Raw genomic sequence first — 12,342 nt, 5'->3', positions numbered from 1 at the left:
TGTCGCTTGCGGGCCGCTGCGCCCATGTGCAGGACGCAGTGTTACCGCTGCCGATGACGGTTGTAGGGCAGCGCCATGCCCACCTGTATCGGCTGCGCGTGCTGGCGCTGAACCGGCGACAACGTGTCGCACCTGCCTCTGGATTGGCCCCCACCCTGCCCTCAGGGTAGGCCTCGAGTGTTGGCCTCGCCCGCTTCGGTCCGCCGTCTGGCCCTGCCTCGCTCCCTTCCACAGTGTTGCCCGGGGCGCCTCGCAAGGGGCGCCCCTTTTGCCGTGCGCGGGGCTGGCCGTGGCCCAAAACTGATCCGCTTGTGGCCGGATCGGTGATTGTCGTCTTCGATATATCGATATATCGTTTGCACACTCGTTTACCGATATATCGAAATGAGCCGCACCGCTTCTCCCAGAGCCCGTTCCACCAATCCGGAAGTGCCGCGCCGCAACGGCCAGCCGCGGGTGCTCAGCCGCGGCGACCTGCGCCTGCTGGTGCTGGCCCTGATCGGCGAACAACCCCGCCATGGCTATGAGCTGATGCAGCTGATCAGCAACCAGTTCATGCAGGCCTACACGCCCAGCGCCGGCACCATGTACCCGCTGCTGGCCAGCTTCGAGCAGGCCGGCTGGATCGAGGCCGAGGAAGTGGACGGCAAGCGGATCTTCCGCATCACCGCCGCCGGCGAGTTCGAGCTGAAGGTGCAGCGCACCCAGGTGCGCCTGGCGCAGCGACGTGCCTTCGACCGCGCCCGCGAGATCACCAAGGCCTCGCTGCCGCCGCCGCTGGCCGGTGCCCTGCGCGAGTTCAAGCGGGCGCTGGTGCACCACCACGGCCGCTGGGCGGAGGGCGAGGCGGACGAAGTGGCCGCGCTGCTGACCCGGGCCTCGGCCCTGCTCAACGGTACCGCCGGTAACGAGCAACCACCGATTTCAATGACCCAGCCAGACTGACTCCAGCCAGGTCTTCCCTACGCCGCGCGCCCCCGCGCGACACCTTTACAGGTAACCCCCATGACCGAACACAACAACACGCGCCTGCGCCTGGATGTGCGCTTCCGTGAATTGACCGTGCTGCGCACTGAAGAGGTCACCCCGCACATGCGCCGCATCGTGCTGGGTGGCGACGCGCTGGCCGGCTTCGATTCGCCCGGCGCCGACGACCACATCAAGCTGTTCTTCCCCAACGCTGCGGGCGAGATGGTGCTGCCGGTGCTGACCGCCGAAGGCCGCAGCTACCCGGATGGCAAGGAGCCCTCGCCCGCCCGCGACTACACCCCGCGCTGGTGGGACCACGAAACCGGCGAGCTGGCCATCGACTTCGTGCTGCACGACCAGGGTATTGCCGGGCCGTGGGCCGAGCGCGCGCAGCCGGGCGACGTGCTGGTAATCGGTGGCCCGCGCGGTTCGTTCGTGGTGGCCGACAGCTTTGATGCCTATGTGCTGATTGGCGATGAAACCGCGCTGCCGGCCATCGCCCGCTGGCTGGACGTGCTGCCGGACGCTGCCGAGGTGCAGGCCTTCATTGAAGTGAGCGATGAGGCCGAACGCCAGGACCTGCCGCAGTACGAGAACGTGCGCATCCACTGGCTGGAGCGCAATGGCTTCCCGGCGGCCAGCAGCACGCTGCTGGAAGACATGCTGACCGACTTCGAGGCCCCGGACGGCGATGTCTTCTACTGGATCGCCACCGAATCGCGCCGCGCACGGATGATGCGCAAATTCATCGAAGGCCACCTGGGCGTACCGCGCGACTGGATCCGCTCGACCGGCTACTGGAAGGCGCACCCGGACGAAACCGACGGCGATTGACCGGGCAGCCGGTGGGTGCGGACCCTGCTTGGTGGGTGCGGACCGTTGGTCCGCACGCCCTGCAACAGGTAGTGCCGGCCGCATCCACCCAAACAGCTGCGCGGCCTAGATCTCCAGCGCCAGCATCCGCACGCCCTCCGACAGGTAGTGCCGGCCGCTGGCCGGCAACCTCATGAACCTTCGACAGGAACCTGAAATTGCCGGCCAGCGGCCGGCACTACCACCTGCTGCGCCCATCCGAACCGCTGCGCGGCCCAGATCTCCAGCGCCACCAACAGCGCGATGATCAACAACGGCAACAGCAGCCCGAAGTACACGCCGGGCATCATGCCGTTGATCTGCGCCTTCACCAGCCGCAGCACACCACGGGTGTGCAGCAGCTCATCCACATGCATCGTCAGCGCTTCACGCACCACCTTGGGTTCCAGGCCGAGGGTGCCGGCCTTGTCCACCAGCGTGTCTTCCACCATGCCGCGCAGCAGGCCTTCGCGCACCTTGCCGATCACCCAGCCGGTGCCGCGTGCCAACGGGCCGTTGCCAAGACGATCAAGACCGGGCAACGGATGTTCGCTGAGGTAGGCCGAAGCGATGGTATCGGCCACGTCGCCCACCGTGCCCTGGCTGCGCAAAGCCTCGCGCATGCGCGGGTCGTCCAGCGAGTCGGTGAAGCCCTCGCTCCAGCCTTCCACCAGGGTCTGCAGGTGCGGCTGGAAATGATCGAGCTGCTTGAACAGCGCGCGGTGCGCACCGGCGGTGAAGCCAAGCTGCAGCCCGAAGAAGGCGGTGGCCAGCGGCAGCACCACCACGTAGCTGGCCAGCAGCCAGTGATGCCTGCGCTTGCGCCGCTGCAACCAACCCCGGCGGTGCAGCCCGCGCCAGGCGAGGATGCCCAGCACCAGGCCAAGTAGCGTGCCGAGCAGGCTGCCGCCCAGCAGATCGAGCACGCTCAGGCCCGACCAGAATTCGTTCAACCAGTACTGCGCGTCCTGCATGGGTCTTCCTTCCGTGGGTGCGGCTGTGCCTGAAACGCCAGCCAGGTAGAGTCGACTGTTAGTCGACTACCGCGCGCAGCGCGGGGGTTTCCGGTATCGCGCCAAGAGCAGTCGACTAACAGTCGACTCTACCAAACGGAAGACCGCCGCTCCGGAACACGCCAAGCAATGCGACAATCGCGCTCCTTTCCTGCAGCAACGAGGCCCACATGGCCAAACTGACCCTGGCCAGCGTGGATGCGCTGCGTACCCGCTTCACCGATGACGCCGCCTGCGACGCGGCGCTGGCCGCCTTCGCCGACACCGTTGCCCTGCGCACGCCGCTGCGCGAACTGGTGGAAGCACAGCACCGCTACCTGCAGGCCGAGTTCGAAGTGGCCCAGGTGGCCGATGTGCTGCGCCGCGACCAGAAGTACGCACCGGTGGGCCGGCCGTCGGTGCACATCGTGCAGCTGCGCAAGCAGCAGGCCGCGACCAAGCAGGCAGCACTGATCGCACGCCAGGTGGTGGCACAGGCCGCGCAGACCTTCGTGCGCGTGAGCGGGCTGGCGGTGAAAGCCAAGCAGAGCCCGAGCGAAGCGTGCGTGGCATGGTTGGGCGCGCTGCGCTGAGGGATCGTGCGGACCAACGGTCCGCACCCACCAGATCTAGGTCCGCACCCACCAGATGCAGGTTGGCGTCTACCGGGTAGTGCCGGCCGCTGGCCGGCAACCCCATCGGCATCGGGCACCTCGCATGCAGCCGGCCAGCGGCCGGCTCTACCCGCGCTCCAAAAAAGAAGGCCCGCTTTTCAGCGGGCCTTCTGCCTTCTCACGACGAGTGAGCGGGGTGCATCAAGCGGCCGGCTTTTCGCCGGTGGCTTCGGTGGTGATGCGGATCTTCACTTCATCGCTGACGTTCGGGGCATAGGCGCCGACGCCGAAATCGCTGCGCTTCAGGGTGGTGGTGGCATCGAAGCCGGCGGCCGGAACCTTGGCCATCGGGTGCTCGCCGCCGCCGTTGACGGTGACGTCCAGGGTGACCGGCTTGGTGATGCCCTTGATGGTCAGGTCACCGGTGACGGTCAGCTTGTTGGTGCCAGCGGCTTCCACCTTGGTGCTCTTGAAGGTGGCATCGGCGAACTTGGCAGCGTCGAAGAAGTCGGCGCTCTTCAGGTGCTCGTCGAACTTGGCGGTGAAGCTGTTCAGGCCGCTCAGCGGCAGCTTCACTTCCACGGTGGACTTGGTCACGTCTTCGGCGTTGTACACCAGGGTGCCTTCAACGTTGCCGAAGTGCGCGCTGGGATTGGAGAAGCCGAAGTGGCTCCACTGCGCCAGCACGTCGGTGTGGGTCGGGTCCAGCTTGTAGGTGCCCGAGGCGATCTTGATCGCTTCAGCAGCCGGCGCAGCGGCGGCGGCATCGGCAGCCGGGGTGGCGGCCTGCTCGGTGGTGGCCGGGGCGGCGGCATCGGCGGCCGGGGCAGCGGTGTCGGCCGGCTTGGAGCAGGCGGCGATGGCCAGGGTCAGGGCCAGCGGCAGCAGCAGTTTACGGGTGGCGCTCATCTCAGGAACTCTCCGGATCGTAGGGTGGGGACAACAGGGGCCGCCAAGATGACGGCCCGAAACCGATACAGCGACTTACGCGATGCGCGCCGCTTCGTCGAACGACAGGCGCGGCAGACGCGGGAACAGGCCCGCCGAGTCACCGTAACCCAGGTTGACCAGGAAATTCGACTTGATGGAGGTACCGGCGAAGAACGCTTCGTCCACCTTGGCCGGATCGAAGCCGGACATCGGGCCGGCATCCAGGCCCAGCGCGCGTGCGGCCAGGATCAGGTAGGCGCCCTGCAGGCTGCCGTTGCGGATGGCGGCTTCGTGGCGGCCTTCCTGCGGGCCGTCGAACCAGGCCTTGGCATCGGTGTGCGGGAACAGGTACGGCAGCTTTTCGTGGAAGTCCAGGTCGAAACCGATGATGACGGTGACCGGGGCGGCCATGGTCTTGTCGTGGTTGCCTTCAGACAGGGCCGGGGCCAGCTTGGCCTTGGCTTCCTTCGAGGTGACGAAGACGAAGCGGGCCGGCGTGGTGTTGGCAGCCGTCGGGCCCCACTTCACCAGGTCGTACAGTTCCTGCAGCAGGCTGGCCGGGACCGGCTTGTCGAGGAAGGCGTTCTGGGTACGGGCAGTACGGAACAGCTGATCGAGGGCGGCAGCGTCGAGCGCGTGGGACATCGGTGGATCTCCAGGGCGGCGAAAGGAAGTCAGTGCCCGCGGGCGGCGCGGGGCGAATCGACGAGCCGCAGTGTAGAGTGTCGCGACTGTTGCAACACCCAGCAGGGCTGAAACGAATTAATGCCACAGGTGAAACGATCGAGTGCGCCCTGGACGGTCACGGACGGCCGTGCGGGCAATGTCCGCCAGGCGGTCGCGCTGGCCTCTGCGCTGCGCCAGGGCACCCATCGGCCGCTGGTCCTGCAGCCCCGCGCGCCCTGGCGCTGGCTGTCGCCGCGGCGGCTGCCCGGTGATGTGAACGGCTACGGCCAGGCCTTCGCGACACTGGCGGCAGACGCCCCGGCGCTGGCGATCGGCTGTGGCCGCCAGGCCGCCGGCGCACTGCGCGTGCTGCGCGCACGTGGCAGCCAGGTCGTGCAGATCCTCGACCCGCGCATCGGCGCCCGCCACTGGGATGTGGTGGTGGTGCCCGAACACGATGCCCTGCGTGGCAGCAACGTGCTGACCCTGCTCGGCAGCCTCAACCCGGTGGACGATGACTGGCTGGCCTGGGGCCGCGCCGCGTTCGCCGGCTTCAGCACCCTGCCCGGTCCGCGTACTGCGCTGCTGGTGGGCGGGCCGACACCACTGGCACCGTGGGATGAGACGGCGATGGTCGGCGTGTTCCAGGCGCTGGCCGACCAGATCCGCAGCGAAGGCGGCAGCCTGCTGGCGACCACCTCGCGACGCACGCCGCCGGCCTTGGCCGAGATCCTGCGCGCGACCTTCGCCGACCTGCCGCACGTGATCTGGGGCGACGGCGGCGACGGCACCAATCCCTATGGTGGCCTGCTCGGCTGGGCCAACCGCGTGGTGGTGTCGCCCGATTCGGTGAACCTGCTCTCTGAAGCCTGCGCCACGCGCATGCCGGTGATGGTGGCGCTGGCCGATACCGCGCAGGGCCGGCTGGCACGCTTCCAACAGCAGCTGCGCGAGCGCGGGCGATTGCAAACGCGCTGGCTGGACTGGCAGTACGACCGCATCGAGCCGCTGCGCGAGACCGCTCGGGTAGCGGCAGAAGTGAAGCAGCGCCTGGCATTGGGGTAGTCCCGGCCGCTGGCCGGCAATCCTGGGCGCCCGGCATCACGGTGGTGCCGGGTGCGCAGCGATTTCTGAACATTTCGGTCCGCCCGCACCGTTAGAGTCCAGCTTCCCCCATCACGCTGAACGTCTTCATGCGCACCCTGCTCCTGCTGCCCCTGGCCCTGCTCGCTGCCTGCTCCACCGCGCCCACCGAACTGGACCCGATTTCCTACCAGTGCCAGCAGCAGCTGGACGCGTATCGCGAACAACCGGCCTTGCGCGATCCGAAGACTGGCGAGCGCCCGCCGCTGCCGATCGCGCCGATCAGCGATGCCTGCGACAGGGAACTCAAGCGCAAGGGCGTGGACCGCCCGCTGCGCTGAGCGGCGTATGATCGGCGCGCGGGCCTGCCCGCCGTTGAAGGTATCGACATGGATCGTTTCTCCCGCCTGCCCCGCGCCGCCCTGCTGATCGCCAGCCTGCTGGCGACCGCACCGGCCTGGGCCGACAGCACCGCCTGCCGCGAGCGCTACCCGAGCGTGGCGTCGCAGGCGGCGATGCTGGACGTGGCCTGGACCACCGCCGAACGCCTGGACGCGCTGCCCGAGGTGGACGTGGCGGTGGCCGCGCGCGGTGGCCAGGACCTGAGCCGCTACGGCCTGCGCCACAGCCACCTGGCCTTCCTGCTGCGCGAGGACGACGGCCGCTGGCGCGCGATGCACCTGCTCAACCGCTGCAAGACCGACAGCTCGCAGCTGTACCACGAAGGGCTGGGCAACTTCGTCGGCGAGAGCGGCGGCCATACCGACCTGCGCATCGGCGTGCCGTCGGCGCCGCTGCGTGCTGCATTGAAGGCGATGCTGGTGTCGCCGTCGATCCAGCCCAAGGCGCTGCACGAGACCAGGTACAACGTGGTCGCCTACCCGTTCGCCACCGACTACCAGAACTCCAACCAGTGGGTACTGGAGGTGCTGGCGGCAGCGATGGCACAGGCCGACGGTGCGCCGGCCATCGTCAAGCGCGAACAGGCACAGCAGTGGCTGCGCCAGCAGAAGTACCAGCCCAGCGTGCTGCATATCGGCCTGGGCAAGCGCGTGGGTGCACGCCTGTTCATTGCAAACGCCACCACCACCGACCACCCCGCCGGCGAACGCATTTCCGGCAACTATTCGGTGGTGACAGTGGAATCGGTATTCGACTTCCTGCACCAGCGCAGCCAGCTGCAGCAGGAACTGGTGATCCCCCATGTGCCGGTGGCCGGTGCTGCTGCCGCTACACCCTGAATCCCGCGAGGAGAACGACATGCGTCCGCTGCCTGTTTCCCTGATGTCGATGGTGATCATTGCCGGCCTGCTCGGCGCGAACACCGCCCATGCCGAACGCCGCATCATCATCCTGCAGGACCCGGGCCCGCAGGGGCCGAGCCTGGAAATGTCCGCGCCCCTGGTGGCTTCCGCGCGCGCCGCCGCTGCCAAGGAAGCCCGGGATGCCGGGCTGCCGCCCGGCCACGGCGCATCGGTGAAGCTGCCGCAGATGCAGGTGAGCGCCATCGCCACCACCGTCGACGGCCGCCGCGAAGTGCTGCTGCGCGATGCCAACAACCCGCAGAACACCGCGTCGATGCAGTGGCCGAAGCGCCCCGGCGATCCCGCCGTGCAGTTCACCGTGGGGCAGACCGTGAACTTCGAGCCGACCGGCACCGACCAGGGCTGGCAGGTGAAGGACAACCAGGGCCGCCCGCTGGTATACCTGCCCGAGGCCACCGGCCCGCGCGACATTTTCGATACCCGGCGCTGAGCCGCCGCCCCCACGTTGACCAGGAGGTCTCCATGTTCCGTTGCCTGCGCATTCCCGCGTCCGCCCTGCTGCTCTCGGCGCTGCTGGCGCCCACTGTCCATGCTGGCGCCGCGCCGCAGTTGAACAGCAGCGAGGCCAGCGTGATCGTGACGTCGTTCGTGGTGCTGTCGTTGCCACTGGCGGCCTCGATGGGCTTGTCAGAACTGTCCAAGGCGCCGTTCAAGGCCAGCGAACGCAACGGCCGGGCCACGCGCACCAAGGCAGTGCCGCTGCCACCGATGGAGGTGAAGAAGGTGGAGACCACGCCGGAGGGCGAGCGCCAGGTACAGCTGCAGGTGCCGGACAAGGCCGACCAGACCGCCACCCTGCGCTGGCCGGCGCACGTGCACGAAGACCAGGCGGCAGGCTTCGTGGTCGGCCAGCAGGTGCACTTCGACCCCACCGAAGCCGGTGCCGGCTGGACCGTGAAAAGCGCGCAGGGCCAGGCACTGGCTTACGTGCCCACCGCCTACGCCGCTGGCGACGTGATGAGCGAAGCGCTGTAAAGCTGAACGACCGGTTTTGGCTTTGCCGCGGGCCGGGCGGATAATGGGCGATCCCCTTTGTCCCCCTGGCTCGCCATGTCCGTGCGTCCTGCCCCTGTGTTTGCCCCGCTGACCGCCCGCGCCCTGGTGCTGGCGGTACTGGCGATGGGCGCAGTGGTGCTGCTGTCCAACGTACTGGTGCAGTACCCGATCAACGATTGGCTGACCTGGGGTGCCTTCAGCTATCCGGTCGCGTTCCTGGTCAGCAACCTGATCAACCGCCGCTTCGGCCCGGGCCCGGCGCGCCGCGTGGCATGGATCGGCTTCCTGGTGGCGGTGGTGTTGTCGGTGTGGGTGGCCACGCCGCGCATCGCCATTGCCTCGTGCTCGGCCTTCATCGTGGCGCAGCTGCTGGACATCACCGTGTTCGACCGCCTGCGTCGTGGCAGCTGGTGGCGCGCACCGATGGTGGCCACCACCTGCAGCGCGACGGTGGATACCACCATTTTCTGGTCGATCGCGTTTGCCGGTTCCGCCCTGCCGTGGGTGAGCTGGGCAGCGGGCGACCTGGCGGTGAAGCTGGCGATCGGCGTCTGCCTGCTGGCCCCGTTCCGCGCGTTGTTGTGGAAGATGGCGCCGCTGCGGGCCACCAGCTGACCGCACATGCTCTGGTAGTTGCCGACCTTGGTTGGCACGCTGTTGCCGGGGGGGCATGAACGCTGACGGGTTGTGCCAACCAAGGTTGGCACCCACCAACAGCAGGTCATAGCCAGGCCATAGCTCTGGTAGGTGCCAACCTTGGTTGGCACGCTGTTGCCGGGGTCATGAACGCTGATGGGTTGTGCCAACCAAGGTTGGCACCCACCAGAAGCAGGCCATTGCCCAACCATCGCTGCCGCTCAGGCGAACGGCAACTCCGCGGCTCTGCACGCTGCCGTAATCGCGGCACACGCCTCTTCAATCGCAGGCGTGGTCGGCGCCAACCGCGGGCGCCGATCCAGCGTGCAGGCCAGGCCCACGTCCAGCAGCGTGGCATGTGCCCCGTGCAGTGCCTGCGCGGTGGCATCCGGCAGGAAACCGACAACCGCCAGCGCATCGATCAACGACGGCGTATCGCGAGGCTGCAGCAGCGCCGCATGCTGCGCACTGCGTGCCAGCACGCCGGTCTGCAGCAGGAACTCCAGGTCCACCACGCCGCCAGCACCCTGCTTCAGGTCCAGCCGTGCGGCATCGCTGCGGTCCAGCTCGGTGCGCATGCGGCCGCGCATCTTCAGCACGTCGGCATACAGCACACCCATGTCGCGCTCACGCCCAAGCGTCTGTGCACGCACCTGCTCAAAGTCGGCCAGCAGGCTGGCATCGCCGGCCACGCCGCGTGCGCGCACCAGCGCCTGGTGTTCCCAAGTCCATGCGCGTTCGCGCTGGTATTCGGTGTAACTGGCCAGCGAAGACACCAGCGAACCCTTGCCACCATCCGGGCGCAGGCGCACGTCGATGTCGTACAGGCGCCCGGCAGCCGTGACTGCGCCAAGCAACGCCATCACCTTCTGCGCCAGGCGTGCATACCAGCGGCCCGGCTCCAGCGGGCGGGCGCCATCACTGGCATCCACGCCGGCCGGGTTGTCATGCAGGAATACCAGGTCCAGATCGGAACCGAAGCCCAGTTCAAGCCCACCCAGGCTGCCGTAGCCGATGATCGCGAAACGTCCGCCGGGAATTCCGCCGTGTGCGGCGTGCATGTCCGCTTCGGCCATCGCCAGCACGGTGACCACCACCGCCTGCGCCAGTTCAGCCAGTTGCCGGGTGCTGTCCACCGCGCCCTGGCGGCCATCCAGCGTGGCCATCGCCATGCGGAAGCTGAGCGCCAGCCGCGTCTCGTTGAGCCAGCGCAGCGCGGATTCGGGATCCTCCACCGCCAGCACCTGCTGGCACTCGGCCAGCATGCCGGCGGCATCCGGCATCGGACCGGACACGCGTACGTCCAGCAGTTCGTCCAACAGCAGCGGATACGCCGCCAGGCGCTCGGCCAGCAGCGCGCTGCGCGCCAGCACATCCACCAGCCGCGCCAGCGCACTGGGCTGCTCGTCCAGCAGCGCGAGATAGCTGGTCCGGCGCAGCACCGCCTGCAGCAGGCCAAGCACACGCTTGAGCGCGGCGTCGGGTTGTGGCGAGCGCGTGGCCGCATGCAGCAGTGCCGGCAGCACGCGATCCAGCCGCGCACGCGCCGCATCGGACAAGGACTTCACGCCGGTGCCCTGGGCGAAATCGCGCAGCGACTGGTCGGCGCCGTTGGCATCGAGGAAACCGGCTTCGGCCAGCAGTGGTGCGTTGCTGCCTTCGGGCAGGCTGCGCCAGTAGTTGGCCAGCGCGTCGGGCGCGGCCTGGCCCTTGCGCGGCGCCAGCAGCGCGGCGAATTCAGTACTGACCCGCTGCTGCTGTTCGGCCAACGCCGCGCGCAGCACGTTCCAGTCCGCATAGCCGAGGCCGACGGCGATGCGTTCGCGGTCCAGCGCGTCGCTGGGCAGTACGTGGGTCTGCGCGTCGCGCAGCATCTGCAGTCGGTTCTCCAGCCGGCGCAGGAACAGGTAAGCCTCGCGCAGCGCGGCGCCATCCTCGGCCGCGATCTGTCCGGCGGCGACCAGTGCATCCAGCGCCACCAGCAGGCGGCGCTCGCGCAGTGCCGGTTCACGGCCACCGCGGATCAGCTGCAACGCCTGGCACAGGAATTCGATTTCGCGGATGCCGCCGGCGCCACGCTTGATGTCCTCGTGCAACTCGCGGCGCGCGACCTCGGCGGTGATCGCCGCCTTCATTTCGCGCAGGCCATCGAGCGCGGTGAAATCGAGGTAGCGGCGGTACACGAACGGGCGCAGGGTCTGCAGCCACGCTTCACCGGCGGCGATGTCGCCGGCCACCGCGCGCGCCTTCAGCCACGCGTAGCGTTCCCAGTCGCGGCCTTCGCGCTGGAAATACTGGTCCATCGCTGCGAACGACAGCGCGACGCGGCCGGCGCTGCCGAACGGGCGCAGGCGCAGGTCGACGCGGTGGCTGAAGCCATCGACCGTGGTTTCGTCCAGCAGCTTGGCCAGGCGCTGGCCGAGGCGTGCGAAATACTCTTCGGCGGCCAGCGCGCGCGCGCCGTCGGATTCGCCGCCGTGCGGATAGGCGTAGACCAGATCGATATCGGAACTGAAGTTGAGCTCGCCGCCGCCGAGCTTGCCGAGGCCGAACACCACCAGCTGCTGTGGGGTGCCTTCGCCATCGCGGACCACGCCGTGGCGTTGGGCGAATTCCTGCTGCAGGGCGTCCAGTGCCAGCCGCAGGCAGTCTTCGGCCAAAGCGGTGGCGCCGACGAGGGTCTGCGGCACGTCGTCGAGGCCGGCCAGGTCGCGCCAGATCAGCCGCGTGGACATGGCGGTGCGCCAGCGCCGTATCTGCGCCGGCCAATCGCTGGGCTGCAGCGGGTCGAGCACGGGTGCGGGGATCGGCGGGCAGCCGTGCGCGGCCAGCTGCGCCAGCAGCGCCGGTTGCCGCACCAGGGTGTCCAGCGCGAAGTCACTGGTCACCGCCAGCCGGGTCAGCAACGGCAGCAGGTCGGCCGGGATGGGCTCGGGCAGGACCTGGGCCAGGCGCGCCAGGGCGCGGTCGACAAGAGGCTGCAGGGAGGCGGGCAGATCAGCGGGGGCGAGGGTCATGGGCTGATTGTATCGACCCGGTCGGGACGCAACGGACCCGGTAGTGCCGGCCGCTGGCCGGCAACCCCGGTAACCTTCGGCAGCATCATCGGATCTGCCGGCCAGCGGCCGGCACTACCAAGTCAACGGATCTGCCGGCCAGTGGCCGGCATTACCAACAATGGAGGCCGCGTATTCATACTGGGCGACAGGCAATAAAAAAGCCCGCTTGCAGCGAACTGCCAGCGGGCTCTGCTCCCTCCCCCACGTCGGGATGCAGGGC

The 12,342-nt window shown here is 68.5% G+C and carries 13 protein-coding genes; 9 read left to right on the top strand and 4 right to left on the bottom strand.

Annotated elements, in window-relative coordinates; all coding sequences use genetic code 11:
- Nucleotides 1-384 precede the first annotated feature (384 nt).
- Nucleotides 385-945, top strand: coding sequence for a PadR family transcriptional regulator (locus AC5P9P_RS09770; RefSeq protein WP_288468879.1), 561 nt, complete (start codon nucleotides 385-387; stop codon nucleotides 943-945).
- A gap of 60 nt (nucleotides 946-1,005) precedes the next feature.
- The gene (locus tag AC5P9P_RS09765; protein WP_322535038.1) at nucleotides 1,006-1,803 is read left to right on the top strand and encodes a siderophore-interacting protein; all 798 of its coding nucleotides are present in this window, start codon (nucleotides 1,006-1,008) and stop codon (nucleotides 1,801-1,803) included.
- Nucleotides 1,804-1,973: 170 nt separating this feature from the next.
- Here the strand turns inward: AC5P9P_RS09765 and AC5P9P_RS09760 are convergent, their stop codons facing one another.
- Nucleotides 1,974-2,795 carry a hypothetical protein gene (locus AC5P9P_RS09760; RefSeq protein ID WP_322535037.1) on the bottom strand — a complete coding sequence of 274 codons (822 nt, stop codon included), beginning with the start codon at nucleotides 2,793-2,795 and terminating at the stop codon, nucleotides 1,974-1,976.
- Nucleotides 2,796-3,004: 209 nt separating this feature from the next.
- On the opposite strand from AC5P9P_RS09760, the gene AC5P9P_RS09755 reads away from it, so the two are divergent.
- Nucleotides 3,005-3,406: a hypothetical protein gene (locus tag AC5P9P_RS09755; RefSeq protein ID WP_164144161.1), complete on the top strand. Its 402-nt coding sequence runs from the start codon at nucleotides 3,005-3,007 to the stop codon at nucleotides 3,404-3,406.
- Between the two features lie 222 nt (nucleotides 3,407-3,628).
- On the opposite strand, the gene AC5P9P_RS09750 is transcribed toward AC5P9P_RS09755, so the two are convergent.
- Both AC5P9P_RS09750 and AC5P9P_RS09745 read right to left on the bottom strand, forming a co-directional pair.
- A complete protein-coding gene (locus AC5P9P_RS09750) occupies nucleotides 3,629-4,336 on the bottom strand; it encodes a YceI family protein (protein WP_005407837.1) in 708 nt (235 codons plus the stop codon).
- A 75-nt stretch (nucleotides 4,337-4,411) separates the two neighbouring features.
- A complete protein-coding gene (locus AC5P9P_RS09745) occupies nucleotides 4,412-5,002 on the bottom strand; it encodes a malonic semialdehyde reductase (protein ID WP_281056077.1) in 591 nt (196 codons plus the stop codon).
- 120 nt (nucleotides 5,003-5,122) lie between these two features.
- Here AC5P9P_RS09745 and AC5P9P_RS09740 point away from each other — a divergent pair, with 120 nt between their 5' ends.
- From AC5P9P_RS09740 to AC5P9P_RS09715, 6 genes are all read left to right on the top strand, one after another.
- Nucleotides 5,123-6,088, top strand: a complete 966-nt coding sequence (locus AC5P9P_RS09740) for a mitochondrial fission ELM1 family protein (protein ID WP_495232721.1) — start codon at nucleotides 5,123-5,125, stop codon at nucleotides 6,086-6,088.
- 128 nt (nucleotides 6,089-6,216) lie between these two features.
- On the top strand, nucleotides 6,217-6,447 hold the full coding sequence (locus tag AC5P9P_RS09735; protein ID WP_049443513.1) for a hypothetical protein: 231 nt from the start codon (nucleotides 6,217-6,219) through the stop codon (nucleotides 6,445-6,447).
- A 48-nt stretch (nucleotides 6,448-6,495) separates the two neighbouring features.
- Nucleotides 6,496-7,347, top strand: a complete 852-nt coding sequence (locus AC5P9P_RS09730; RefSeq protein ID WP_495232720.1) for a DUF2145 domain-containing protein — start codon at nucleotides 6,496-6,498, stop codon at nucleotides 7,345-7,347.
- A gap of 19 nt (nucleotides 7,348-7,366) precedes the next feature.
- Nucleotides 7,367-7,861 carry a hypothetical protein gene (locus AC5P9P_RS09725; protein WP_495232719.1) on the top strand — a complete coding sequence of 165 codons (495 nt, stop codon included), beginning with the start codon at nucleotides 7,367-7,369 and terminating at the stop codon, nucleotides 7,859-7,861.
- Between the two features lie 32 nt (nucleotides 7,862-7,893).
- Complete coding sequence (locus AC5P9P_RS09720) at nucleotides 7,894-8,406, top strand: hypothetical protein (protein ID WP_033833660.1); 513 nt, start codon at nucleotides 7,894-7,896, stop codon at nucleotides 8,404-8,406.
- Between the two features lie 75 nt (nucleotides 8,407-8,481).
- Nucleotides 8,482-9,042, top strand: a complete 561-nt coding sequence (locus tag AC5P9P_RS09715) for a queuosine precursor transporter (protein ID WP_049403715.1) — start codon at nucleotides 8,482-8,484, stop codon at nucleotides 9,040-9,042.
- Nucleotides 9,043-9,284: 242 nt separating this feature from the next.
- Here AC5P9P_RS09715 and glnE read toward each other — a convergent pair whose 3' ends face one another.
- The gene (glnE, locus tag AC5P9P_RS09710) at nucleotides 9,285-12,080 is read right to left on the bottom strand and encodes a bifunctional [glutamate--ammonia ligase]-adenylyl-L-tyrosine phosphorylase/[glutamate--ammonia-ligase] adenylyltransferase (RefSeq protein ID WP_231522528.1); all 2,796 of its coding nucleotides are present in this window, start codon (nucleotides 12,078-12,080) and stop codon (nucleotides 9,285-9,287) included.
- Nucleotides 12,081-12,342: the final 262 nt, after the last annotated feature.

The organism is Stenotrophomonas sp. YJH_SMC_14-1 (genome assembly GCF_059372275.1).
This window is presented reverse-complemented; position numbering and strand designations above follow the sequence as displayed.

Excerpts from the sequence above, each read along its gene's own strand:
- AC5P9P_RS09750 (WP_005407837.1), bottom strand. The coding sequence starts at position 4,336 with ATGAGCGCCACCCGTAAACTGCTGCTGCCGCTGGCCCTGACCCTGGCC.
- glnE (WP_231522528.1), bottom strand. The coding sequence starts at position 12,080 with ATGACCCTCGCCCCCGCTGATCTGCCCGCCTCCCTGCAGCCTCTTGTC.
- AC5P9P_RS09740 (WP_495232721.1), top strand. The coding sequence starts at position 5,123 with ATGCCACAGGTGAAACGATCGAGTGCGCCCTGGACGGTCACGGACGGC.
- AC5P9P_RS09765 (WP_322535038.1), top strand. The coding sequence starts at position 1,006 with ATGACCGAACACAACAACACGCGCCTGCGCCTGGATGTGCGCTTCCGT.
- AC5P9P_RS09735 (WP_049443513.1), top strand. The coding sequence starts at position 6,217 with ATGCGCACCCTGCTCCTGCTGCCCCTGGCCCTGCTCGCTGCCTGCTCC.
- AC5P9P_RS09755 (WP_164144161.1), top strand. The coding sequence starts at position 3,005 with ATGGCCAAACTGACCCTGGCCAGCGTGGATGCGCTGCGTACCCGCTTC.
- AC5P9P_RS09725 (WP_495232719.1), top strand. The coding sequence starts at position 7,367 with ATGCGTCCGCTGCCTGTTTCCCTGATGTCGATGGTGATCATTGCCGGC.
- AC5P9P_RS09720 (WP_033833660.1), top strand. The coding sequence starts at position 7,894 with ATGTTCCGTTGCCTGCGCATTCCCGCGTCCGCCCTGCTGCTCTCGGCG.
- AC5P9P_RS09730 (WP_495232720.1), top strand. The coding sequence starts at position 6,496 with ATGGATCGTTTCTCCCGCCTGCCCCGCGCCGCCCTGCTGATCGCCAGC.
- AC5P9P_RS09760 (WP_322535037.1), bottom strand. The coding sequence starts at position 2,795 with ATGCAGGACGCGCAGTACTGGTTGAACGAATTCTGGTCGGGCCTGAGC.
- AC5P9P_RS09745 (WP_281056077.1), bottom strand. The coding sequence starts at position 5,002 with ATGTCCCACGCGCTCGACGCTGCCGCCCTCGATCAGCTGTTCCGTACT.
- AC5P9P_RS09770 (WP_288468879.1), top strand. The coding sequence starts at position 385 with ATGAGCCGCACCGCTTCTCCCAGAGCCCGTTCCACCAATCCGGAAGTG.
- AC5P9P_RS09715 (WP_049403715.1), top strand. The coding sequence starts at position 8,482 with ATGTCCGTGCGTCCTGCCCCTGTGTTTGCCCCGCTGACCGCCCGCGCC.